The organism is Streptomyces sp. RG80 (genome assembly GCF_040446465.1).
Classification (GTDB): Bacteria; Actinomycetota; Actinomycetes; order Streptomycetales; family Streptomycetaceae; genus Streptomyces.
Genome location: NZ_JBEAAJ010000009.1, coordinates 38130 through 61963, shown reverse-complemented (window position 1 = coordinate 61963; position 23834 = coordinate 38130). Strand labels below are relative to the sequence as shown.

The window sequence follows — 23834 nt, the reverse complement described above, 5'->3', positions numbered from 1 at the left end:
CCATAGTTGACCTGACATACTGCGGGAGTCCCGCCCCGTTGAGACCAGGGTCGAAATTGAGCATCAGCCAACAGCGCGACGGCGCCCGTCCCAAGGCGCGTGGCACGGATCGTTCGGTGGCGCGCCGCGCCGAACTCATCGCGATCGGGCGGAGGTTGTTCGCCGACACGTCCTACGACGCGCTCTCGATGGACGACATCGCCCGCCAGGCGCATGTCGCCAAGGGGCTGATCTACTACTACTTCCAGTCCAAGCGCGGCTACTACCTGGCCATCATCCAGGACTCCGTCGCCGACCTGGTCACCTTCGCGGCGAGCGGCATCCAGCTGCCCCAGGTGGACCGGGTCCAGCGCACGATCGACAGCTATCTGCGCTTCGCCGAGCACAACCAGGCCGCGTACCGCACCGTCGTCAGCGGCGGAGTCGGCTTCGACGCCGAGGTGCACGCCATCCGGGACAGCGTGCGCGAGGCCATCGTCGCGACCATCGCCGACGGGGCGTACGGCCGCACCGACATCTCGGCGCTGGCCCGGATGGGCCTGTTCGCCTGGGTGTGCAGCGTCGAGGGCGCCACGCTCGACTGGATCGACCGCCCGGCCCAGCTGACCCGCGACACCATGTGCGAACTGCTGGTGAAGACGCTCGGCGCCACCATGCGCGCGATCGAGGAGCTCGACCCCGCCTTCCCGGCCCCCGCCCCGGCCCGCCGGGACGGCTGACACCGGGCGACGAGGATGGGGCGGAGGCTCGTGGTCCCCCGCCCCAAGTACCGCTCGGGCCCTTCTAGTTGATCGCCTTGATCAGCTCACCGCCCGCGGTGTCCCCGCTCAGCTCCCAGAAGAACGTGCCGCCCAGCCCCTGCTGGTTCTTGTAGGCCATCTTCGTGCCGATGGTCGCCGGGGTGTCGTAACTCCACCAGTTGTTCCCGCACTTGGCATACGCCGTGCCGCCCACCGTGCCGGTCGCCGGGCACTTCGACTTGAGGACCTTGTAGTCCTCGAAGCCCGCCTCGTACGTCCCCGCCGCCGGGCCGGTCGCGGTGCCGCCGGGCGCCGACTGGGTGACGCCGGTCCAGCCGCGCCCGTAGAAGCCGAGGCCGAGGAGCAGCTTCGAGGCCGGGATGCCGAGGCCCTTGAGCTTGGCGATGGTCGCCGAGGTGTAGTAACCGGCCTGCGGGATGCCGCTGTAGGAGTTGAGCGCCGAGTGCGGGGCCGTCGGTCCGGTCGCCGCCCAGGCGCCGAAGTAGTCGTACGTCATCGGGTTGTACCAGTTGACGTACTGCGCCGCGCCCGCGTAGTCCGCCGCGTCGATCTTGCCGCCCGGGGTGGCGTCGGCCGTGATCGCCGCGGTGACCAGGTTGCCGGTGCCGAACTTGGCCCGCAGCGCCGACATCAGGTTCTTGAAGGCCGCCCGGCCGCTGGTGTCGCAGGTGTTGCCGCAGGCGTTGGGGTACTCCCAGTCGATGTCGATCCCGTCGAAGACGTCGGCCCACTTGGAGTTCTCGACCAGGTCGTAGCAGGACTGCGCGAACGCGGCCGGGTTCTTCGCGGCCTCGCCGAAGCCGCTCGACCAGGTCCAGCCGCCGAAGGACCAGATGACCTTCAGCCCCGGGTGCTTCTTCTTCAGCTCGCGCAGCTGGTTGAAGTTGCCCCGCAGGGGCTGGTCCCAGGTGTCGGCGACGCCGTCCACGGACTCGGCCGCGGTGTAGGTGCGCTCGGTCGCCGCGTAGGAGTCGCCCATCGCGCACTTGCCGCCGGTGACGTTGCCGAAGGCGTAGTTGATGTGGGTGAGCCTCGCCGCGGAGCCGGAGGTCTCGATGTTCTTGACGTAGTACTTCCGGTCGTAGGTGCCCCATTCGGTGAAGTAGCCGACGACCTTGGAGCCGGCCTTCACCGCGGGCTTCGCCGCGGGTTCGGCGGTGGCGGTGCCCGCGCCGGCGAGCAGCCCGGCACCGAGGACCGCGCAACACGCGGCCGAGATGAGGGAGCGGACGGAGAACTGCATCCGGGTGTCTCCTCGTGGGGGTGAGGGAAACGGGTGCCGATTGGCATGAACGCGGTAAAGCGTTGGTTCGGAACAGTAGGAGGACTAGACCAGTCCGTCAATGGTTCGGACCAATCTCGAGCCTCGGCGGACCGGCGCCGGGTTACCTGAAGTAAGCGTTCGTTAACAAGTGACTTGCTCCGGTCGATCGGGCATACTCACAGCGCAGAGCCGCTGGTCAACAGCTTCGAGACCCGAAAGTGCGACCGTCGGCCGAGCCCTCAGCAAGACCCGGCGGAGCCGCCCCCAACCCAAAGGCGCACGCCGATGTGCCCTATCAGGGAGGAGAGCGTCGCCATGCCCGACCACGCCCCGCAGCAGGTGGACCGTCAACTGCCCACGGACGAGGCCCGGGAGCTGATCTCCCTCGTCCGCGACATCGCGCAGCGCGAGATCGCCCCGCGGGCGGCCGAGGAGGAGGACGCCGGACACTTCCCGCGCGAGGTGTTCACCCTGCTCTCCCGCTCCGGACTGCTCGGACTTCCCTACGACTCCGCGTACGGCGGCGGCGACCAGCCCTACGAGGTCTACCTCCAGGTCCTCGAGGAGCTCGCCGCGGCCCGCCTCACCGTCGGACTCGGCGTCAGCGTGCACACCCTCGCCTCGTACGCCCTCGCGGCCTACGGCAGCAAGGAGCAGCAGGTCGAGCACCTCCCCGCGATGCTCGGCGGCGGACTGCTCGGCGCGTACTGCCTCTCCGAGCCCTCGTCCGGGTCGGACGCCGCGTCCCTGCGCACCCGGGCCGTCCGGGACGGCGACGACTGGGTGATCACCGGGACCAAGGCCTGGATCACCCACGGCGGCATCGCCGACTTCTACACCGTGATGGCCCGCACCGGCGAGGAGGGCCCGCGCGGGATCACCGCCTTCCTGGTGCCCGGCGACGCGGCGGGTCTGAGCGGGGCGGTGCCGGAGAAGAAGATGGGCATGAAGGGCTCGCCCACCGCCCAGGTCCACCTCGACGGCGTCCGCGTCCCGGACGACCGGCGCCTGGGAGAGGAGGGGCAGGGCTTCGCGATCGCCCTGTCCGCGCTGGACTCCGGGCGCCTCGGAATCGCGGCCTGCGCGATCGGCGTGGCCCAGGCGGCGCTGGGCGCGGCGGTGGGGTACGCGACCGAGCGTCGGCAGTTCGGCAAGGCCATCGCCGACTTCCAGGGGCTGCGTTTCATGCTCGCCGACATGGCGACCCAGATCGAGGCGGGCCGGGCGCTGTACCTGGCGGCGGCCCGGCTGCGGGACGCCGGGCGGCCCTTCGCCAAGCAGGCCGCGATGGCCAAGCTGCACTGCACCGACACGGCGATGAAGGTCACCGTCGACGCCGTCCAGGTCCTCGGCGGATACGGCTACACCGCTGACTTCCCGGTCGAGCGCTATATGCGCGAGGCCAAGGTCCTCCAGATCGTCGAGGGCACCAATCAGATCCAGCGGATGGTCATCGCCCGCCACCTAGCGGGTCCGGAGACGCGCTGAACTGACCCGGTCTGACCTGCGGCGCCACGAGCCGGACCCACTCCGGGTCGTGGCGCCCGGGCAGGGTCCGGCCGCGGTCGGCCCAGGTGCGCAGCAGATCCCGGTAGATGGGCGGGTCCACCGGGGGCGGAACCGATTCTGCGGGCGGGGGGACGAAGATGTGGCGTTGACGCCCGGTCGCCGAATATGTGGGGGTCATACCAGGGCAACGCGGTGACGGTCGGACAGGTCACCCGCCGGTCGAATCGGGCGTGAGTTCGCGGACCGCGTCCGGCACCGCGTCTGGCCACCTGTGGCTGTCTGACGTACCGTCAGCGCAGCCGTCTCCAGGGAGGTTTGCCGTGCCCGACGACCGCCCCGTACCGCTCGACGAGTACCCGGTGCACCAGGTGCCGCTCTCCATGAGGCATGTGGCGACGAGCGACCGGAACGCCTACGACCGGTGCATCTTCCACGTCCTCGACCACGAGGGACGGGCGCTGCTGATCCTGGGGCTCGGGGTGTACCCGAACCTGGGGGTGATCGACGCCTACGCGACACTGCGGGTCGGGGACACCCTGCACGCGGTACGGGCCTCCGACGCACTGGGCGAGGACCGGATGCGGCTCGCGGTGGGCCCGCTGACGATCGAGGTCCAGGAGCCCCTGCGGCGGCTGCGCCTCGTCTGCGACGACGACCTGCTGTCGTACGACCTGACCTGGAGCGCCGAGTTCCCGGCCCTGTGGGAACCCCATCATGTGCAGCGGCGCGGCGACCGGCTCACCCTGGAGGGCCGGCGCTTCGTGCAGGCGGGCGGTGTGGCGGGGGTGATCCGGGCCGGCGGGGAGGAGTTCCGCGTCACGCGGACCGACTGGACCGGCACCCGGGACCGCAGCTGGGGCGTCCGGCCCGTACCCGGCGAGGAGGGCGGCCGGCTCGCTGAGGAGCACCCCACCGAGGGCTTCCACTGGCTGTGGTGCCCCGTCCGCTTCGAGGACCGCTTCCTGATGGTGATCGTCCAGGAGGACGCTGACGGCTACCGCACCCTCAACGACGCCACCCTCGTCCGCCCCGGCCGGTCCGACCGCCAACTCGGCTGGCCCCAGCCCGAGATCACCTACCGCTCGGGCACCCGCCATCCCGAAAGCGCCCTCGTCCACCTCGGCGACGTCCGCAAACCGCAGCAGCTGGAGGTGGAGATCCTCACCTCCTCCCCGCTGGCCATCGGCGCCGGCTACCCGCCCGCCGACGACTGGCAGCACGGCACCTGGCGCGGCCGCGGCTGGACCGACCGCCGCACCTACGACCTCACGCAGCCGCACGCCCTGGCCGCGTACGGCGTCACCGACCACGCCGCCCGCTTCCGCCTCGACGGCCGGACCGGACACGGCATCTTCGAGCACGGCTCCATCGGACGGCACGACCCGAGCGGGTTCACCGGCTTCGACTCGGTCGCACCGTAAGCCGGGTGCGTCACAAGGGGGTTGACCACATGACGACCGCGCCTCGCCCGCGTACCAGCACCCGCGACCCGGAGGACATCGCCCGCCGCCTCACGACCTGGCTCGGCACCCGCCTGCCCGGCGCGAAGGCGGTCGGCGTCACCGTCCCCGCGTCCAACGGCATGTCCAGCGAGACCCTGCTCTTCGACATCGAGCACCCCGAACCCCCGCTGCGCGCCTGCGCGTTGAGGCTCGCGGCGGACCCGGCGGCGTACACGGTCTTCCCGGTGTACGACATGGTCCGCCAGTACCGCACGATGCGCCTCGTGGGGGAGTGCTCGGACCTGCCCGTGCCGAAGGTGCTCTGGCTGGAGGAGGACCCGGGCCCGCTCGGCGCGCCCTTCTTCGTCATGGAGCGCGTCGAGGGACGGGTGCCGCCGGACGTCATGCCCTACACCTACGAGGGCAACTGGCTGCACGCGGCCACCGACGACGAGCGGGAACACCTGGAGGCGGCCTCGGTGGGCCTGTTGGCCAGGCTGCACGACCAAGTGTCCCTGGAACAGGCCGACTTCCTCGCGCTGCCCGGCGAAGGAGACGCGCTGCACCGCCATGTCGCCGCCCAACGGGCCTACTACGACTGGGTCGTCGACGGCGTCGCCCGCTCACCGCTCATCGAGGACGCCTTCGACCGGCTGGCCGACCTCTGGCCCGCCGATCCGGGCACACCGGTCCTCAACTGGGGCGACGCGCGCATCGGGAACGTCGTCTACGACGGCTTCGAGCCCGCCGCCGTGCTCGACTGGGAGATGGCGGCACTCGCCCCGCGCGAGGTGGACCTCGGCTGGACGATCTACCTGCACCGCTTCTTCCAGGACCTGACGGTCGGCTTCGGACAGCGCGGACTGCCCGACTTCTTCCGCCGCGACCGGGTGGAGACGCGCTACGCCCGCCTCACCGGCCACCCACCTCGGGACATGGACTTCCACACGCTGTACGCCGCCCTGCGGCACGCCGTCGTCATGCTGCGTGTCGCCTATCGGCAGGTGCACTTCGGTGAAGCCGTCGTCCCCGCGGACCCGGACACACTGATCCTGCACCACGGCAGCCTGCGAGCCATGGTGCAGGGCAGCTACTGGGATTGAGCGGTGTCCGCCGGGCGGACGCTCAGGCGGCGTGGCGCCGCATGACGGGGACCCTGATGGGGCGCGAGCCCGGTCCGCCGACGTGCGAGAACGGCTGGGTCCGCCAGTCGAGCCCCTGAGGGAGCGTCAACAGCAGGGCCGTGTCCTGTTCCTGGGGCTCCAGGTCCTCGTCCGCGGGACGCGCGTCGGAGGCGCGGCGGCCGGTGCCGGCGCAGACCGTGAGACCGAACGGATTCCAGGGCGAGACGCACAGCGCGTGCTCCGGCAGGATCTCCTCGTCCGCCAGCAGCGCGATGGGCTGCGCGCAGTCCGGGCACACGACCCGGAACATCTCGAAGGTGTCGTACGCGTCGAGTTCGTCGTCGAGGGCGTCGGGTTCGACGCCCTCCGGCTCGGGCTCGGCGACCGCCTGGAGTCGCTTGGGTGCGGTACGACCAGGGCGCTTAAGACTCTGCATTGGGTTCTCCCCCTCGGGCTGGGCCGTGAAGGCACTGCGGCCTCGACCACAGCAAGCACTTCCCGCCCCGTCTCGGCGGTAATCACGAGAGCATCACGGAGACTGTTCGGGGGCTGTGGCGTTCGTCACATGCCACTCGCAGGTGCCCGTGGCGGCCGCTTTGTCCCTCGGACGGCTCACAGCCGATGCTCGGCCACATCACGAACAGGGCATGACCTGCGTCGCTCAGGTATCCGAGGAGATCAAGCGCACTGTAGGTTCTTGCGCCATGGAGGAGCTGGACCGTCAGATCGTGCAGCTGCTCGTCAAGGACGGGCGGATGAGCTACACAGACCTCGGCAAGGCCACGGGCCTGTCCACGTCGGCCGTGCACCAACGGGTGCGCCGGCTGGAGCAGCGTGGCGTCATCCGCGGGTACGCCGCCGTGGTCGACCCCGAGGCCGTCGGGCTGCCCATGACCGCCTTCATCTCGGTGAAGCCGTTCGACCCCAGCGCGCCGGACGACATCGCCGAGCGGCTCGCCGGGGTGCCCGAGATCGAGGCCTGCCACAGCGTCGCGGGCGACGAGAACTACATCCTCAAGGTGCGGGTGGCCACGCCGCACGAGCTGGAGGAGCTGCTGGCGCGGGTGCGGTCGCTGGCGGGGGTGTCGACGCGGACGACCGTGGTGTTGTCGACTCCCTATGAGGCGCGGCCGCCGAGGATCTGAGCGCCGTTTCGCCGCAGGTGGTTCGTCGGCGGGTGCGGGTCGCTTGTGGCTGCCCGGTGTTCAGAGCTGTCCGCGTGAGGCGCGAGACTGTTCCCCATGAGTGAGTCCAGCGCCGCACCCAAGACCGTTCTCCTTCGCCGAGGCGAGGTCCACAGCCCCGCCGACCCCTTCGCCACCGCGATGGTCGTGGAGCGCGGTCAGGTGGCCTGGGTCGGCTCCGAAGGCGCCGCCGACGCCTTCGCGGACGGCGTCGACGAGGTGGTCGACCTGGACGGCGCCCTGGTCACCCCGGCGTTCACCGACGCACATGTGCACACGACGTCCACCGGCCTCGCCCTCACCGGCCTCGACCTGTCGGACGCGCCCTCCCTGGAGGCGGCCCTCGCCCGCGTACGGGACTTCGCCGCCGCCCGCCCCGCCGACCGCGTCCTGCTCGGCCACGGCTGGGACGCCGCCCGCTGGCCCGGCGGCCGGCCGCCGACGCGCGCGGAACTGGACGAGGCCACCGGTGGCCGCCCGCTGTACCTGTCCCGCATCGACGTCCACGCGGCGGTCGTGACCACGGCCCTGCTCGACATGACGTCCCTGGGGCGCCCGGACGGCCCGCTCACCGCCGACACCCACCACGCCGTACGCGCCACCGCGCTCGCCGCCGTCACCCCGGCCCAGCGCGCGGAGGCCCAGCGCACGGCCCTCGCCCACGCGGCCTCCCTCGGTATCGGCTCCGTGCACGAGTGCGCCGGCCCCGAGATCTCCTCCGAGGACGACTTCACCGGCCTGCTGCGGCTCGCGGCCGAGGAGGCCGGGCCGCGGGTCGTGGGCTACTGGGCCGAGCAGGGCGAAGAGGGCGTCGCGAAGGCGCGTGAACTGGGCGCCCTGGGCGCGGCCGGAGACCTGTTCGTCGACGGCGCCCTCGGCTCCCACACCGCCTGCCTGCATGAGGCGTACTCCGACGCCGAGCACACCGGCACCGCCTACCTGGACGCGGCCGCCGTCGCCGGACACGTCGTCGCCTGCACCGAGGCCGGCCTCCAGGCGGGCTTCCACGCGATCGGCGACGCCGCTGTGACCGCCGTGGTCGAGGGCGTGCGCGCCGCCGCCGAGAAGGTCGGCCTCGCCCGGGTGCGCGCTGCCCGGCACCGCGTCGAACACGCGGAGATGCTCACCCCCGAGACCATCGCCGCCTTCGCGGACCTGGGCCTGACCGCTTCCGTACAGCCCGCCTTCGACGCGCTGTGGGGCGGCGAGGACGGCATGTACGCCCAGCGTCTGGGCGCCGAGCGGGCCCGCGTCCTGAACCCCTTCGCGGCACTCCTGAAGGCCGGTGTGCCGCTCGCCTTCGGTTCCGACAGCCCGGTCACCCCGCTCGACCCGTGGGGCACCGTCCGCGCCGCCGCCTTCCACCGCACGCCGGAGCACCGGGTCTCGGTGCGCGCCGCGTTCACGGCCCATACGCGGGGCGGCTGGCGGGCGATCGGCCGGGACGACGCGGGCGTCCTGGTGCCGGGCGCGCCCGCCGACTACGCGGTGTGGCGCACGGACGAGCTGGTCGTCCAGGCCCCCGACGACCGGGTCGCCCGCTGGTCCACCGACCCCCGCTCCGGCACCCCCGGCCTGCCCGACCTCTCCCCGGGCGCCGACCTGCCGGTCTGTCTGCGCACGGTGGTGGGAGGGCGGACCGTGTTCGTGCGGCCGAGCGAGTGATCTCCCGGGGTGGCGCGGCTCCGATCGGCCGCCGCCGCCCCGTCTCGCGACCTGCGCATCCTCCGCGCTGACCAGGGCATTGAACGAAGACCCGCAGGTCAAACGGCTGTTGACAGCCGACGGCAGCGGGCCGGTAGGTTCGGCCCAGTCCACCACCGGACGCCCGACCGGGGAACGTCCGCCGACTCGTCGCCGCGCCGCTGGGTCAGGGACGGTGTGCCGCACCGGGCACCGCCACTGGGAGCCAGGCTCAGCGCCCGCGCCGCAGCGAGGGAACGTTCCGGCCGGTCGGGGAGGTGTGACCCGGATGGGGCCCGGGCGCTCAGTAGACAACGGCTTTCGGTCGACCCGCAGCCAGCGGGTCCCAGGTCGGCCCGAAGGGCGCCGGGCCCCCATCCGCAGGACAAACAGCTGCCGAAACCGGCAGTCTTACCCCGATCTTGTTAAAACGACACCACCATACGAACGTCTTGTCGCGTCGGCCCAGGCCGCGCCCACTATGGTGGACGTCTGCGGACGAATGAAGGGGCAGCAGTGAACGACGGCGACGGGACCCTCGCGGCACAGGGCCAAGGGAGGCAGTTCGGCCCGCTCGGCACGGCCTTGGTGATCATTCCGACCTACAACGAGGCGGAGAACATCAAGTCCATCGTCGACCGGGTGCGGGTGGCCGTCCCCGAGGCGCACGTCCTCGTCGCCGACGACAACAGCCCCGACGGCACCGGCAAGCTCGCCGACGAACTCGCCGCCGGCGACGACCACGTCCAGGTCCTGCACCGCGCGGGCAAGGAAGGCCTCGGCGCCGCCTACCTCGCGGGCTTCGCCTGGGGTCTGGAGCACGGCTACGGCGTCCTGATCGAGATGGACGCCGACGGCTCCCACCAGCCCGAGGAACTGCCCCGGCTGCTGACCGCCCTCAAGGGCGCCGACCTGGTCCTCGGCTCGCGCTGGGTGCCCGGCGGCCGGGTCGTGAACTGGCCCAAGTCCCGCGAGTTCATCTCCCGCGGCGGCAGCCTCTACTCGCGCGTCCTGCTGGACGTACCGATCCGGGACGTCACCGGCGGCTACCGTGCCTTCCGCCGCGAGACCCTGGAGGGCCTCGGCCTCGACGAGGTCGCCTCGCAGGGCTACTGCTTCCAGGTCGACCTGGCCCGCCGCGCGATCAAGGCCGGCTACCACGTGGTCGAGGTCCCCATCACCTTCGTCGAGCGCGAGCACGGCGACTCCAAGATGAGCCGCGACATCCTCGTGGAGGCGCTGTGGCGGGTCACCACGTGGGGCGTGGGCGAGCGGGTCGGCAAGGTCATGGGCAGCCGAGACAAGAAGGCCTGACAGGCGCGAGAGCCGCCGCGCGGAGAGGGCTGGCGCGCGGAGGGTCGCCGCGCGGCGAAGGCTGACGCACGGAGAGGGCTGGCGCAGGGAGAAGGCTGAGGCGCCGAGAAGGCCTGACGGCGGTCGTACGGCCTCGCAGGCCCCCACCCCGTGGCCGTCGCCGGTCCCGCGTCCGCCCGCACCCGTCCCCCTGATCGTTCCCTTATCCCGCGCTGAGCCGTGCCCAGGCACACTGGACGCATGACGACTGGCTCTCCGACCCCGACGTACCCCGCCCGGCCCCCGCGCTCCCGGCTGCGCACCTTCCTGCCGCTGGGGATCGCGGCGTGGCTGGTGCTGGAGATCTGGCTGCTGACCGTGGTGGCCGGCGCCGCGAGCGGATTCGCGGTGTTCCTGCTGCTGCTCGCCGGCCTCGTGCTCGGCGCGGTGGTCATCAAGCGGGCCGGACGGCGGGCCTTCCAGAACCTGAACGAGGCGCTCCAGCGCGGCACGGCCCCCACCAGCGGCGGCGGCAACGGCCTGATGATGCTGGGCGGTCTGCTCCTCATGCTGCCCGGCCTGCTCTCCGACGCGCTGGGCCTGGTCCTGCTGATCCCGCCGGTCCAGAAGGCCGTCGCCCGCCGCGCGGAGCGCACCTTCGAGCGCAAGCTGCGCGAGGCCGGCCCCGGCACCCTCGGCGACGCCTTCCAGCAGGCCCGTATGCACCGCCCCGACGGCAAGGTCGTCCAGGGCGAGGTCATCAGGGACGAGCCGCGCGATACGCCTCAGGGCCCGCGTCCCCCGCTGATGGGCTGAGCCCGGTACGGCAGACGCCGAAAAAGACAGACCGCGGGCGCCGTACATGAAGTACGGCGCCCGCGGTCTGTTGCTTGCGTTGTGTTCCGCCCAAACCGTGGCGGGACTACGCGGACTTGCGGCTGTCCCTGGGGTGAATCGCGATGTTCATCGCCCCCGAACGCAGAACGGCCAGGCGCTCCTCGAGAACCTCTTCGAGTTCCTCGCGGGTGCGCCGCTCCATCAGCATGTCCCAATGCGTACGCGCGGGCTTGGCCTTCTTTTCCTCAGGGCCGTCGCCGTCAACGAGGAGTGCCTGGGCCCCGCAGACCTTGCACTCCCACTCCGGCGGAATCTCCGCCTCGACCGAGAAGGGCATCTCAAAGCGATGTCCCTTCTCGCATGCGTACTCCACGGCCTGGCGCGGGGCCAGGTCGATGCCGCGGTCCGTCTCGTAGCTGGTCACCACGAGGCGCGTGCCGCGAAGAGCTCGCTCACTCATGAATCGTGCCTCCCGGGCTTGTCGCCCACAGGACAGGTGTCGCTGTCGTCGTCATCCGGTCAACGTCCGGTCGGCGGTAAAGATTCCCGTTCCGGGTCATGCGTCGCCGTCGTAGCCGCCCCTTGTTGTACCCACCCGCGCCCGGTTTGTCACATCTGCTAGCAGATGTCACCCAGCGTTTCGGCATCTTTGACGCGCAGTAACGGTACGCCTGGCAGGCCAAACGCGTACACTACCGCCCTTTCGCGCTGAACGCTAAATCTTCTCCGGAACGGGATTCCCCGCGTCGCGGATCGCCTGGCGCACCGGAACCCGTGCGAGCAGGGCGAACCCGAGGATGAAGAAGGCCACCAGGGAGATGATCGCGTCCCGATAACTTCCGGTCAGCTGGTAGGTGATCCCGAACAGAAGCGGGCCCAGCCAGCTCATACCGCGGTCGCTCATCTCGTACGCCGAGAAATACTCGGCCTCCTTGCCGGGCGGGACGAGATGGGAGAACAGGGAGCGGGACAGGGCCTGGCTGCCGCCGAGGACCAGGCCGATCCCGGCGGCCAGCACGAAGAACCACACGGGCGCCCCGGCCGGCAGGAAGTAGCCGGCCGCCAGGGTGAGCGTCCACGCCACCAGCGAACCGAGGATCGTGCGCTTCGCGCCGTAGGTGCGGGCCAGTCGGCCCATGCCCAGGGCGCCCGCCACCGCCAGCACCTGGACCAGCAGGACGGCGCCGATGAGCGTCGACTGGCCGAGGCCGAGTTCCTCGGAGCCGTAGACGGAGGCCTGGGAGATCACCGTCTGGATGCCGTCGTTGTAGACGAGGTACGCCAGCAGGAACGCCAGAGTGAGCGGGTGGCGGCGCATGCTGCGGATCGTCGCCGCCAGCTGGCGGAATCCGGGTGCGCTCGCCTCCCGCACCTCGGTGCGGCGGTCGCGCAGACGGCGCAGCGGGACGAGTGTGAAGGCGCCCCACCACAGGCCCGCCGACGCGAGGCAGACCCGGACCGCCATGCCTTCCGAGAGGCCGAAGGAGTCGTGGGCCGTGTAGAGGACCAGATTCACGACCAGGACCAGCGAGCCCGCCGCGTAGCCGAACGCCCACCCCCGGGAGGAGACCGCGTCGCGTTCCTCGGGCGGGGCGATCTGCGGGAGGTAGGAGTTGTAGAGCATCGTCCCGACCGCACTCGCCGCGTTCGCGACGATCAGCAGGAAGCCGCCGAGCAGATAGCGGTCGCCGCCCAGCAGGAACATCGCCGTCGTGGCCGCGGCGCCGGTGTAGGCGGCCGCCGCCAGGAGCGGCTTCTTGCGGCCGGTGCGGTCGGCCGCCGCGCCCACCAGGGGCATCACCAGTACGGCGACGATCACCGACAGGGACACCGAGTACGCGAAGAAGGACCCGGCGCGCACCGGGATCCCCAGCGGATGCACGTAGCCGTCCGCGTCGGCGGCCTCCTCGGCGACCGAGGTGAGATAGGGGCCGAGGAACACGGTGAGCACGCTCGTCGAGTAGACGGAGCACGCCCAGTCGTAGAAGTACCAGCCGCGCTGCTCGCGGCGCCGGTCGGCGGCCTCGTCGGCGCCTGTCGCAGGCATGGCGTCGGTGCCCAACCCGGCCCCCTCACTGGTCCCGCGCTTCAGTCCCCGCGGTCCCCGGGGGGCGAGGGCTTCAGACCCAGACGCCCCGGTCCTCCATGACCTTGCGCAACGTGTCGATGTGATCGGTCATGATGCCATCCACTCCCAGGTCCAGGAGCCGGTGCATGGCATCGGGATCGTTGATGGTCCACACGTGCACCTGGAGCCCGCGCGCGTGGGCGGCGCGGACGAAGCGGTGGTCGACGACCTGGATGCCGTTCTGGGCCTCGGGCACCTGGGCGGCGACCGCGGAGCTGCGCAGTGCGGCCGGCACACCCCAGGAGCGCAGCCGCAGGTTGAGGACGCCGCGGGTGCCGTAGGAGGTCGCCAGGCGCGGGCCGGCCAGCAGTTGGGCGCGCACGACCCGGGCCTCGGAGAAGGAGCCGACGCAGATCCGGTCCCAGGTGCCGGTCCGCTCGATCAGCTCCAGGAGCGGATGGAGCGCCGACTCCGCCTTGAGGTCCACGTTCCAGCGGGCCTCGGGGAAGGTCTCCAGGAGCTCCTCGAAGAGCGGCACCGGCTCCTTGCCGGCCACGCGCGCGTGGCGTACGTCCGACCAGGGCTGGTCCGCGATCCGGCCCGCCCCGTCGGTCAACCGGTCCAGGGTCGCGTCGTGGAAGGCGACGAGTTTGCCGTCCGCCGTGGCGTGGACGTCGGTCTCCAGGTACCGGTAGCCGGTCTCGATCGCCCGCCGGAACTGGAGCAGGGTGTTCTCCAGGCCGTCGGCCGCCCCGCCCCGGTGGGCGAAGGGGATCGGGCCGGGATGGTCGAGGTAGGGGTGGCGTATCCGGGTGCTCACGGACGCAGTATGGCCCGCCGGGGTTGCCCGGTGGCAACGACCGCGCTGCCGTCCGATGCCGAGGGGACGTCGAACACCCGTAGGAAGAGCTGGGCGAGCGGGCCGATGGACACCGCGTACAGCAGCGTGCCGATGCCGATGGTGCCGCCCAGGGCGAAGCCGGTCACGACGACCGCGATCTCGACGGCCGTCCGCATCAGGCGGATGGAGCGGCCGGTACGCCGGTGCAGGCCGGTCATCAGGCCGTCCCGGGGGCCGGGCCCGTAGCGGGCGGCGATGTAGAGGCCGGTGGCCACGCCGTTGAGCACGATGCCCGCCAGGAGAAGAGGGATCCGCACCGCCAGGGTGTGGGCCGCGGGCAGTGCGGCGAGGGTGCCGTCCATGGCGACGCCGACCACGAAGACGTTGGAGACGGTGCCGAGGCCCGGGCGCTGGCGCAACGGGATCCACAGCAGCAGCACCGCGGCGCCCACGATGATCGACACGACACCGATCGTCAGGCCCGTCAGCTCGGCGAGGCCCTGGTGCAGCACGTTCCAGGGCTCCAGGCCCAGGCCCGCCTCGACGAGCAGCGCGGAACTCGCTCCGTAGAGGGCGAGACCGACGTACAGCTGGGTCAGCCGGCGCCCGCGTCGGCTCTGTGTGGACAAGTGGGGCCCCCTGTGGTCGTCGTGGCCTGGTTCATGACACCCTGTGGCTTGAGTGGAAGCATCATCCATGGCCAATTCGGGGAAGGTGGACTGATTTCCATGGCGCAGTGGACCTCGGCGGTGGGAGCGGCGCAGCTCGCCCGGCTGCTCAACTCCCAGCAGGACCGCCCCGCGGGCCCCGGCACCCGCCGTCCGCCCGCCTACCGGGCGCTCGCCGACGGCATCCGGCTGCTGGTCCTCGAGGGCCGCGTCCCGGTCGCCGCCCGGCTGCCCGCCGAACGCGAACTGGCCCTGTCCCTGTCCGTCAGCCGTACGACGGTGGCCGCGGCGTACGAGGCCCTGCGCGCGGAGGGCTTCCTGGAGTCCCGGCGCGGAGCCGGGAGCTGGACCGCCGTCCCGGCCGGCAACCCCCTCCCGGCCCGTGGCCTGGAGCCCCTGCCGCCCGAGGCGCTCGGCTCGATGATCGACCTCGGCTGCGCGGCCCTGCCCGCGCCCGAGCCGTGGCTGACCCGCGCCGTTCAGGGCGCCCTGGAGGAACTGCCGCCCTACGCCCACACCCACGGCGACTATCCGGCCGGCCTGCCCGCGCTGCGCTCGATGATCGCCGAGCGGTACACCGCGCGCGGGATCCCCACCATGCCCGAGCAGATCATGGTGACCACCGGCGCGATGGGCGCCATCGACGCGATCTGCCATCTCTTCGGGGGCCGCGGTGAGCGCATCGCCGTCGAGTCGCCCTCGTACGCCAACATCCTTCAGCTGATGCGTGAGGCGGGCGCCCGGCTGGTGCCCGTCGCGATGGCCGAGGGGCTGGCCGGCTGGGACATGGACCGCTGGCGGCAGGTGCTGCGGGACGCGGCGCCGCGGATCGCGTACATCGTCGCCGACTTCCACAACCCGACCGGCGCGCTCGCCGACGACGACCAGCGGCGGCAGCTGGTGGACGCGGCGCGCTCGGCCGGGACCGTGCTGGTCGCGGACGAGACGATGAGCGAGCTGTGGCTGGACGAGGGGGTCGAGATGCCGCGGCCGGTGTGCGGGTTCGACCCCGCGGGGTCGACGGTGATCACGGTGGGTTCCGCGAGCAAGGCCTTCTGGGCGGGGATGCGCATCGGATGGGTGCGGGCGGCGCCGGATGTGATCCGCAGCCTGGTCGCCGCGCGGGCCTACGCCGACCTGGGCACCCCTGTCGTGGAGCAGCTGGCCGTGAACTGGCTGTTCAGCACGGGCGGCTGGGCCCAGGCCGTGGACGTGCGGCGCGAGCAGGCCCGGGAGAACCGGGACGCCCTGGTTGCGGCGGTGCGTCGGGAGCTGCCGACCTGGGAGTTCGAGGTGCCGCGGGGCGGGCTGACCCTGTGGGTGCGGGCCGGAGGACTGTCGGGGTCGCGGCTCGCCGAGGTGGGGGAGCGGGTCGGGGTACGGGTGCCGTCCGGGCCTCGGTTCGGGGTCGACGGGGCCTTCGAGGGGTATGTGCGGCTGCCGTTCACCGTGGGGGGCGCGGTGGCCGAGGAGGCGGCGGCCCGGTTGGCCATGGCGGCGAAGCTGGTGGAGAACGGTGCGTCAGGGGGCGGGGAGGCGCCGCGCACGTTCGTGGCGTGAACGGCTGCTGAAGCCGCCCGGGGCTCGGGGGCTGCGCCTTCGGCCCCCGGGGTCGGCAGCCGCCCGGCGGCCCCCGACCCTCCACGGTGCCTCTTCCTACGGCGCTTCGACGCCCACTGCTTCCGTCACCGTTTCCGTCACCGCTTCCGCGGGCAACGTCTCGGCGTCCGCCGGGGTCGTCCGCGGCGGGAGCAGGGCGAGGACCGCCTGCCGGTCCGCGTCGCTGGTCGCCTCGTCGTACGGGTCCGGCGTCGAGGGGACCTGGAGGCGGAGTACCGGGCCGGTGCCCAGGCGGGCGTACCCGCGTCCCGGCGGTACGTCGGGGACCGGCGTGGTGTGCGGCGGGGCGCCCAGAACCGCCTCCAGTTGCCCGGCCGTGGCGGGGCCCAGCACGACACGCGCGCGCGTGTGCTGTCGTACGGCGTCACTGAGCGCGTCCGCGCTGTCGAACTGGTCTGCCACGACGACCGTGACGTTCGCCGCTCGGCCGTGTCGGAGGGGGACCTGGAGCAGGGACTGCGGGTCGCGGTGGCCGTCGGCGGCGGCCAGGTGGGTGAACGTGCTCGGGCGGTCGAGGAGGATCCACAGCGGGCGCTTGGTGTCCTCGGGCGGTTGCAGTCCCGCCTGCCGGGCCCGGTTCATCGAGATCAGGCGCCGCTCCGTCTCGGTGGCGGCCCACTCCAGGCTCGCCAGTGCCCCGGTCAGCCCGCACTCGACGGCCAGGACGCCGTCCCGGCCGGTGAGACAGGCGTACTCGCCGGTGCCGCCGCCCTCGACGATCACCACGTCGCCGTGCAGCAGCGCCTGGAGCGCGACGGAGCGCAGCAGGGTCGAGGTGCCGCTGCCCGGCTGGCCCATGACCAGCAGATGCGGCTCGGTGGAGCGGATGCCGGTGCGCCAGACGACCGGCGGGACGTCGCGCTGCTCCTCGCCGTAGGTGAGCGGGAGCGTGCGCTGGACCTCGGAGGGATCGGTGAAGCCGAGCACCGTCTCGCCGGGGGACGTGACGAAACGCTGGGCGGCGATGTCGGTGGGCAGGGGCGGCAGGACGGTGACGGAGAGCTGGTTGCCCTCCTCGTCCCACGCGAAGCGGTACTCGCGGCCGCGGCCCGACTTGGCGTGCAGCAACTGCTCGATCCGCGCGCGGGAGTCCGCCTCCCCGTCCGTGAAGTAGGCGGGGTAGCGGATCTCCAGTCGTGTGATGCGGTTGGTCTCGTCGAACTCGTAGGCCGGGAAGGCCTTGTCCCACTCGCCGCCGTGGGCGTAGAGGGGGGCCGGGTCCTCGGCTGTGGAGAAGTACGGGACCAGGGCCTCGTACAGAGATCGCAGGCGCTCGGTCTGTGACTCGTCGGGGCCCTCCGGGGCCGGTGGGGTGCGGTCCCGGCCCTGCCAGGCCGCTGCCGCCATCAGGGTGATGACGGCCAGCAGCGGACCGTACGGCACCAGTGCCACGACCAGGACCACCGACGCCACCAGGAACAGCAGCGGTCCGCGCTTGTCCTTGGGGGTGTCGGCCCATCTGCGCCGACCGGCCGAGGCCAGTCGGCGCAGACCGCGGGTGATCGTGATCAGCGGATGGAGGACGTCGGTGGCGCTGTCGGCCGCCGTCCGGGCCAGCTCCCGGCTCCGGGCGATCTGCGCGCTGCCTGTGCTCAGGATGCGGGGGAGGGGGCGCCGAGCCACTGCTGTCTCCTGAAGGTGCGTACGGACGGGAGGGGCGACGTCAGAACTTGATGCCGCCGAGGAGGCCCGCGAGGCTCTCGCCGCCCGCCTTGATGCTGGGGGCGATGGCCGTGCTTGCCAGGTAGAAGCCGAACAGGGCGGCGACCAGGGCGTGGGACGCCTTGAGGCCGTCCTTGCGGAAGAAGATGAAGACGACGATGCCGAGCAGTACGACGCCCGAGATGGAGAAGATCATGTGAGTGCTCCTGGTTCAGGTGGGGACAGTCACCATGAGTACTTCCAGGATCACAGGATGTATCCATACGATAAAAGGTGCAACTGGGTGAATTCCGGTTGATTTCACTCGGGCGGCGGGGTCGACTTCGGCCGGATGAGCAGGGGACTTGCGTCCGACCGGGTCAGTGGTGATCTTTACCTCCGGCACATCGGGTCATGTGCCGCGCGAGCCAGTACCCTGGCGATTCACCTGAACGGTTGTATGAGAGGCGGACCGGCCGATGACTGAAGCCCCCGACCCGGAGGTCGTGGAGCTGGCGACCAAGATCTTCGATCTGGCCCGCAAGGGGCAGACCGAGGCGCTCGTGGCGTACGTCGACGCGGGAGTTCCGGCCAACCTCACCAACGACCGCGGTGACTCCCTCCTGATGCTCGCCGCCTACCACGGCCACGCCGACGCGGTGCGCGCGCTGCTCGCCCGCGGCGCGGAGGCGGACCGGATCAACGACCGGGGCCAGACCCCGCTCGCGGGGGCGGTCTTCAAGGGGGAGACGGACGTCATCAAGGCACTTCTGGAGAGCGGTGCCGATCCGGCCGCGGGGACCCCGTCGGCCCTCGACACCGCTCGGATGTTCGGCAAGACAGAACTGCTCGAGTTGTTCGGCGCACACTGATCCGAATGTTCTGACCAGCGAAAACACAGAAAACGGGGGAGGCGGTACAGGGCCGCCGAAATTTCGGTCGCGGCAGATGTAAGTGCCGAGTCATCATGACGTCGTGATTCACGGACGCGATGGCTGGGCAGGTGTTGCCGCACCGCGCGGGCCGTGACGCGGCCCGTATGGGCCACCGACGAGAGGCAGAGGAAGATGGTCTACAGCAAGCAGGAAACGGCGGGCGCCCCGACGTGTTGTCACGCGGCCAGGTAAAGCAAGATCCCGGTTGCGTCGACGCTTGATGTGAGGCTGTTTCCCATGTTCGAACCGGTCATAGCGCCCAGCGGTACGCTGCTCGGCCTCCTCCAGAGGGGCCGCGGCGACGGCACACTGCACGCGCTCACCGCACCGCGCGCCGAGGCGCTCGCGGCTCTGAACCACTGTGTGCTGCGGGATCCCCGCCACGACTGGCAGGTGGAGAACCGCTCCCTTTACTACGCCCGTCTCTACCTCGACCTGAACGGCGAGCTGGACGAGATCGAGGCCCACCTCTTCGACGTCGAGGACCACTTCGACGACGAGGAGTCCCGCACGGGGCTCGCCCTGGCGGTCCTCGGGCACCTCGCCTCCTACGGCAGGCGGGACGCGCTCGAACTGCTGCGCAGGTACGCCGCCACCGGCTCCAACTGGGCCTGGGCCCTGGACGAGCTGGCCCTAAGGGACGACGACGCGGGGCTGCGCGCCCTGGCCGCCCCCGTGCTGGCCCGTTTCGGCACCGACGCCGAGGGCGAGGCCGAACTGGCCGCCACCGTGCGCGACGCCTTCGAACCACGGCCCTGGCGGCTGTGGGCCGAGGATCCGCGCGAATCCATCGCCGCACGCGTGCGTGCCGCTCAGGAGGCCGGCTGTTTCGACCGCTGGCAACGCCAGATGCGACCTACTGGGCCCCGTCCGGGGTGGAGCGTGCAGGCGGTCTTCGAGTGGGCCGAGCAGGGCGTCGACCGCGGCGCCGCGCTCCATGTGCCCGCCGCCCGCTGCCTGATGGCCGTCGCCGGGCCCGAGGACCGGGCCGAGATCGTCGCCGCCGCCAAGGACGGCACCGAGGGCGCCCGCTGCACCGCGCTGCGCTACCTCGCCGACGGCAATGACCCGGACGCCCTCGACCTGATCGAGGCCGCCGTGGTCACCGGATCGGCGCCGGTCGTGGAGGCCGCCGTCGACGCCTTCGAACGGATGCGCAGTGTCGCCGCCGTGGACCGGGCCCGCGGCTGGGCCCACCGGCCCGACCCGCTGGGCGCCGCCGCCGGACGCATGCTCGCCTGCCGCGGCGGCATACAGGACACGGACCTGGTGCTCGCGGCCCTGCGAGAGGCCGTACGAGGCGAAGGGCCGGACGCACCGACCCTGTGGACCCTCGTCGACGGCACCGGACGGCTCGGCATCGCCTGCGCAGCCCCCGTGCTCCGCCACATCTACCGCGAGACCGCCTCCTCCCAGCTGCGCTGCCGGGCCGCCCGGGCCCTCGCCGCCACCGACCCCTCCTACCCCACCGGCTTCGCCGTCGAGTGCCTCTGGGACTGCGAGGAGACCACCCGCGAGATCGCCGCCCGGCACGCCGAGACCGGTGACGCCCGGGTTGTGGAGCAGCTCCGCCGCCTCGCCGCCGATCCGGCCGAGGAAGCAGAGGTCCAGACAGCGGTCCGCAGCCGGATCGGACCCTCGGACACGGCCGCCATGTGACGCCATGCCCTCAGGGTGAACTCGGGGTGACCGCCGGGTCAGGTGGGCATGGACACGGCCTGACCTGCGCGGGTGCGCATCACAACGCTCACGGGACGTTCCTCGTTCGGAAAGATCCACGTTGACGCGTCCACGTCCGGTGCGGCGACAACACCGTTATGCGTGTCGTCATCGTGACCGAATCCTTTCCCCCCGATGTGAACGGCGTGGCCCACTGCGCGCTCCAGACCGCCCGGCACCTCGTAGATCGCGGTCACTCTCCGCTCGTCGTCGCACCGGCCACCGCGGCCGGCAGCGGGCCCGGCGCCGATACCTCGGCGCCCTGCCCCGTCGTCCGTGTCCCCTCCCTCCCTCTCCCCGGCTACCCCCAGGTCCGCGTCGCCCTCCCCAGCCGACGCGTCGCCGCGGCGATCACCGAGCACCGCGCCGACCTGGTCCACCTCGCCAGCCCCTTCGTCCTCGGCGTCCGCGGCATGGCAGCTGCCGCCCGGCTCGGCATCCCCGCCGTGGCCGTCTACCAGACCGACCTCGCCGGCTACGCCCGCACCTATGTGCACGCGGGCGAGGCGGCGGCCTGGCGGCGCATCCGCTCCGTCCACGCCGCCGCGAACCTCACCCTCGCCCCGTCCAGCGCCGCCCTGCGCGACCTCGAGGCGCACGGCGTGCCCCGGGTACGGCTGTGGCCGCGCGGCGTGGACACCGCCCGCTTCCGGCCCTCGCTGCGCGACGAGGCGCTGCGCCGTGAACTCGCCCCGAACGGCGAGCTGATCGTCGGCTATGTCGGCCGGCTCGCTCCTGAGAAGCAGGTCGAACTGCTGGCCGGCGCCTGCGGCCTGGAGGGCGTGCGGGTCGTGGTGGTGGGCGACGGGCCCAGCGCGCCCGGGCTGGCGGAGTCGCTGCCCGGCGCGGTCTTCCTGGGCCGTGGTACCGGCGACGAACTCGCCCGGATCTTCGCCTCGCTGGACGTCTTCGTGCACACCGGCCCCTTCGAGACCTTCTGCCAGACCGTGCAGGAGGCCATGGCCAGCGGGGTGCCCGTCGTCGCGCCCGCCGCGGGCGGCCCGCTGGACCTGGTCGCCCACGGCCGCACCGGCCTGCTGGTCCCGCCGCGCGACGCGGCCGCCGTACGGGACGCCGTGTGGGCCCTGGCCGCCGATCCCGGGCTGCGGGCGGCGTACGGCGGCGCCGCGCGCGCCATGGTCGAGGGGCGCACCTGGGCGGCCGTCGGCGACCAACTCCTCGGCCACTATGCGAGCGTGCTCGCGCCCCGGCGGACGGCGGTGGCGGCATGAGCACGCGATCAGGGGCCGCCCGGGGCTCGTTGCGGATCGTCCGTCTCGCCAACTTCGTCGCGCCCGCGTCGGGTGGGCTGCGCACCGCGCTGCGCGAGCTGGGCAAGGGGTACGAAGCCGCCGGCCACGAGTCCGTGCTCGTCGTGCCCGGCGAGCGGGTGAGCGACGTCGCCACCGAGCAGGGACGGGTGATCACCCTGCCCGGTCCGCTGCTGCCCGGCACCGGCGGCTACCGCGTGCTCGCCGACCGGCGGCGGGTGGCCCGGCTGCTGGAGGACCTGGCCCCCGACCGGCTGGAGGTCTCCGACCGTACGACCCTCAGGTGGACCGGCAGGTGGGCGCGCCGGGCCCGGGTGCCCGCCGTGATGGTCTCCCACGAGACCGCCGACGGCGTCCTGCGCACCTGGGGCGTCCCGGAAGGCGCCGCCCGGCGGGCCGCGGACGCCCTGAACGTCCGTACGGCCCACACGTACGCGCGCGTGGTGTGCACCACCGAGTACGCCGAGCGGGAGTTCGTGCGGATCGGTGCGCGCAACGTCGTACGGGCGCCCCTGGGGGTGGACCTGGTGGAGCGGCATCCCGCCCTGTGCGATCCGGGGGTGCGTGCCCGGTACGCGCGCGTGGCCGAGACGCTGCTCGTGACGTGCACCCGGCTGTCCGTGGAGAAACGGCCCGGCACGGCGGTGGACGCCCTGGAGGCGCTGCTGCGGCGCGGGCGGCGGGCGGTGCTGGTGGTGGCCGGGGACGGTCCGCTGCGGGCGCGGCTCGAACAGCGGGCTCGCGGGCTGCCGGTCGTCTTCCTCGGCCATGTCTCCGACCCGCAACTGCTCGGGGCGCTCCAGGCCTCCGCCGACGTGTGCCTGGCACCCGGTCCGGCCGAGACCTTCGGGCTCGCCGCACTGGAGGCGATGGCGTGCGGGACGCCGGTCGTGGCGAGCGCGTCCTCGGCGTTGCCCGAGGTGATCGGTTCCGCGGGAGCCGTCGCGGCGGACCACGGGGAGGCCTTCGCGGACGCCGTGGAGACGCTGCTGTCTCGTCCAGCCGCCGAGCGCCGGGAAGCGGCACGCGTGCGTGCGGAGTGCTTCGGGTGGCGTACGGCGGTGGAGGCGTTCCTCGCCGCGCACGACGCGCCGGTCTCGGTGCCCGGGGGCGTTCGATGACACCGGTCCGCTTCGTCGCCCTCGGCGACTCGCTGACCGAGGGCGTGGGCGATCCCGTCGGCCAGGGGTGGCGCGGCTGGGCGGCGCTGCTCTCCGACGGGCTCGGTGACTCGGTGGAGTTCACCAACCTCGCGGTGAGCGGGGCGCAGACGCGGGACGTGCTGGAAGGACAGCTGCCGGCCGGGCTCGCGCTGCGCCCCGACGTCGTGTCCGTCGTGGTCGGCGTCAACGACACCCTGCGCTGCACCTTCGACATCCGTGCGGTGGCCTCGCGGCTCGACGCCGTGTACGCGGCCTTCGCCGCGCAGGGAGCGGTGGTGCTCACGGCCTGTCTGCCCGACCCCGGGGCCATGCTGGGGCTGCCGGGGGCGCTGGCCAGTCCGCTGGCCCGGCGGCAGCGGGCGGTCAACTCCGTGGTGCACGCGCTGTCCGAGCGGTACGGGGCGGTCCATCTGCACGCCTGTGAGGGCGCGTGGCTCATGGACCGGGCGATGTGGAGCGCGGACCGGCTCCACCCGGGCGAGCGGGGGCACCGGCAACTGGCGGTGCGGTTCCACGCGCTGCTGGCGGAGGCGGGGCTCGCGACCGGCCTCGCGCCGTCCGCCGAACCCGAGTTCCCCGTGCCCACCAGATCGGCCGGGTTGTGGTGGCTGGCCACGGCGGGGACGGGGTGGGTGGCCCGGCGGTGCACTGATCTGTTGCCGCAGTTGCTGCGCCTTGCCGCGGACGAGCTGCGGCATCGGGCCCGGGGCACGAGCGCGCGGCTCGATCTGCGGGCGTCGGCGGCCGTCTCGGTGGCGTTGGCTTCGCTGTCGGTACCGGAGACGGCGTGAGGGCCGGCGCTGGCGGGCCG

At 72.3% G+C, this 23834-nt stretch carries 22 protein-coding genes; 14 read left to right on the top strand and 8 right to left on the bottom strand.

What is annotated here, in order from left to right; translation table 11 throughout:
• Positions 1–56: 56 nt before the first annotated feature.
• Entirely contained in the window at positions 57–719 is a 663-nt protein-coding gene (locus ABKA17_RS29965) for a TetR/AcrR family transcriptional regulator (protein ID WP_353695418.1), read from the top strand.
• Positions 720–783: 64 nt separating this feature from the next.
• On the opposite strand, the gene ABKA17_RS29960 is transcribed toward ABKA17_RS29965, so the two are convergent.
• On the bottom strand, positions 784–2004 hold the full coding sequence (locus tag ABKA17_RS29960) for a glycoside hydrolase family 18 protein (protein WP_353695417.1): 1221 nt from the start codon (positions 2002–2004) through the stop codon (positions 784–786).
• A gap of 336 nt (positions 2005–2340) precedes the next feature.
• On the opposite strand from ABKA17_RS29960, the gene ABKA17_RS29955 reads away from it, so the two are divergent.
• From ABKA17_RS29955 to ABKA17_RS29945, 3 genes are all read left to right on the top strand, one after another.
• Complete coding sequence (locus tag ABKA17_RS29955) at positions 2341–3513, top strand: acyl-CoA dehydrogenase family protein (protein ID WP_353695416.1); 1173 nt, start codon at positions 2341–2343, stop codon at positions 3511–3513.
• 341 nt (positions 3514–3854) lie between these two features.
• Entirely contained in the window at positions 3855–4955 is a 1101-nt protein-coding gene (locus ABKA17_RS29950) for an Rv3169 family protein (RefSeq protein ID WP_353695415.1), read from the top strand.
• 29 nt (positions 4956–4984) lie between these two features.
• Complete coding sequence (locus ABKA17_RS29945) at positions 4985–6079, top strand: phosphotransferase family protein (protein WP_353695414.1); 1095 nt, start codon at positions 4985–4987, stop codon at positions 6077–6079.
• A 22-nt stretch (positions 6080–6101) separates the two neighbouring features.
• Here the strand turns inward: ABKA17_RS29945 and ABKA17_RS29940 are convergent, their stop codons facing one another.
• Positions 6102–6536, bottom strand: coding sequence for a hypothetical protein (locus ABKA17_RS29940; RefSeq protein WP_353695413.1), 435 nt, complete (start codon positions 6534–6536; stop codon positions 6102–6104).
• 268 nt (positions 6537–6804) lie between these two features.
• Here ABKA17_RS29940 and ABKA17_RS29935 point away from each other — a divergent pair, with 268 nt between their 5' ends.
• The 4 genes from ABKA17_RS29935 to fxsA all read left to right on the top strand — a co-directional run bounded on the left by ABKA17_RS29935 (position 6805) and on the right by fxsA (position 11076).
• On the top strand, positions 6805–7245 hold the full coding sequence (locus tag ABKA17_RS29935) for an Lrp/AsnC family transcriptional regulator (RefSeq protein ID WP_039932055.1): 441 nt from the start codon (positions 6805–6807) through the stop codon (positions 7243–7245).
• 96 nt (positions 7246–7341) lie between these two features.
• The gene (locus tag ABKA17_RS29930; RefSeq protein ID WP_353695412.1) at positions 7342–8949 is read left to right on the top strand and encodes an amidohydrolase; all 1608 of its coding nucleotides are present in this window, start codon (positions 7342–7344) and stop codon (positions 8947–8949) included.
• A 534-nt stretch (positions 8950–9483) separates the two neighbouring features.
• Positions 9484–10281 (top strand): polyprenol monophosphomannose synthase, encoded by a 798-nt coding sequence (locus ABKA17_RS29925; RefSeq protein WP_353695411.1) that lies wholly within the window; start codon positions 9484–9486, stop codon positions 10279–10281.
• 240 nt (positions 10282–10521) lie between these two features.
• Positions 10522–11076 (top strand): FxsA family membrane protein, encoded by a 555-nt coding sequence (fxsA, locus tag ABKA17_RS29920; RefSeq protein WP_353695410.1) that lies wholly within the window; start codon positions 10522–10524, stop codon positions 11074–11076.
• Between the two features lie 106 nt (positions 11077–11182).
• On the opposite strand, the gene ABKA17_RS29915 is transcribed toward fxsA, so the two are convergent.
• From ABKA17_RS29915 to yczE, 4 genes are all read right to left on the bottom strand, one after another.
• Positions 11183–11557, bottom strand: coding sequence for an RNA polymerase-binding protein RbpA (locus ABKA17_RS29915; RefSeq protein ID WP_010046329.1), 375 nt, complete (start codon positions 11555–11557; stop codon positions 11183–11185).
• A gap of 255 nt (positions 11558–11812) precedes the next feature.
• On the bottom strand, positions 11813–13144 hold the full coding sequence (locus tag ABKA17_RS29910) for an MFS transporter (RefSeq protein ID WP_353695409.1): 1332 nt from the start codon (positions 13142–13144) through the stop codon (positions 11813–11815).
• Positions 13145–13217: 73 nt separating this feature from the next.
• Positions 13218–13985, bottom strand: a complete 768-nt coding sequence (locus ABKA17_RS29905) for a glycerophosphodiester phosphodiesterase family protein (protein ID WP_353695408.1) — start codon at positions 13983–13985, stop codon at positions 13218–13220.
• A complete protein-coding gene (yczE, locus tag ABKA17_RS29900) occupies positions 13982–14635 on the bottom strand; it encodes a membrane protein YczE (RefSeq protein ID WP_353695407.1) in 654 nt (217 codons plus the stop codon). The genes ABKA17_RS29905 and yczE overlap by 4 nt, the downstream gene beginning before the upstream one ends.
• A gap of 99 nt (positions 14636–14734) precedes the next feature.
• Here yczE and ABKA17_RS29895 point away from each other — a divergent pair, with 99 nt between their 5' ends.
• The gene (locus tag ABKA17_RS29895; RefSeq protein ID WP_353695406.1) at positions 14735–16234 is read left to right on the top strand and encodes an SCO1417 family PLP biosynthesis transcription factor; all 1500 of its coding nucleotides are present in this window, start codon (positions 14735–14737) and stop codon (positions 16232–16234) included.
• Between the two features lie 96 nt (positions 16235–16330).
• Here ABKA17_RS29895 and ABKA17_RS29890 read toward each other — a convergent pair whose 3' ends face one another.
• Positions 16331–17917 carry a hypothetical protein gene (locus ABKA17_RS29890; RefSeq protein WP_353695405.1) on the bottom strand — a complete coding sequence of 529 codons (1587 nt, stop codon included), beginning with the start codon at positions 17915–17917 and terminating at the stop codon, positions 16331–16333.
• Between the two features lie 40 nt (positions 17918–17957).
• Positions 17958–18152, bottom strand: coding sequence for a hypothetical protein (locus tag ABKA17_RS29885; RefSeq protein ID WP_353695404.1), 195 nt, complete (start codon positions 18150–18152; stop codon positions 17958–17960).
• A 262-nt stretch (positions 18153–18414) separates the two neighbouring features.
• Between ABKA17_RS29885 and ABKA17_RS29880 the strand changes: the two genes are divergently transcribed.
• The 5 genes from ABKA17_RS29880 (at position 18415) to ABKA17_RS29860 (ending at position 23814) form a co-directional block, all read left to right on the top strand.
• A complete protein-coding gene (locus tag ABKA17_RS29880) occupies positions 18415–18807 on the top strand; it encodes an ankyrin repeat domain-containing protein (protein WP_353695403.1) in 393 nt (130 codons plus the stop codon).
• 300 nt (positions 18808–19107) lie between these two features.
• Positions 19108–20529 (top strand): HEAT repeat domain-containing protein, encoded by a 1422-nt coding sequence (locus ABKA17_RS29875; RefSeq protein ID WP_353695402.1) that lies wholly within the window; start codon positions 19108–19110, stop codon positions 20527–20529.
• A gap of 158 nt (positions 20530–20687) precedes the next feature.
• On the top strand, positions 20688–21821 hold the full coding sequence (locus tag ABKA17_RS29870; protein WP_353695401.1) for a glycosyltransferase family 4 protein: 1134 nt from the start codon (positions 20688–20690) through the stop codon (positions 21819–21821).
• On the top strand, positions 21818–22981 hold the full coding sequence (locus tag ABKA17_RS29865; RefSeq protein WP_353695400.1) for a glycosyltransferase: 1164 nt from the start codon (positions 21818–21820) through the stop codon (positions 22979–22981). Before ABKA17_RS29870 ends, ABKA17_RS29865 begins: the two co-directional genes overlap by 4 nt.
• Positions 22978–23814 carry an SGNH/GDSL hydrolase family protein gene (locus ABKA17_RS29860; protein WP_353695399.1) on the top strand — a complete coding sequence of 279 codons (837 nt, stop codon included), beginning with the start codon at positions 22978–22980 and terminating at the stop codon, positions 23812–23814. The genes ABKA17_RS29865 and ABKA17_RS29860 overlap by 4 nt, the downstream gene beginning before the upstream one ends.
• The last annotated feature ends 20 nt before the right edge of the window (positions 23815–23834 follow it).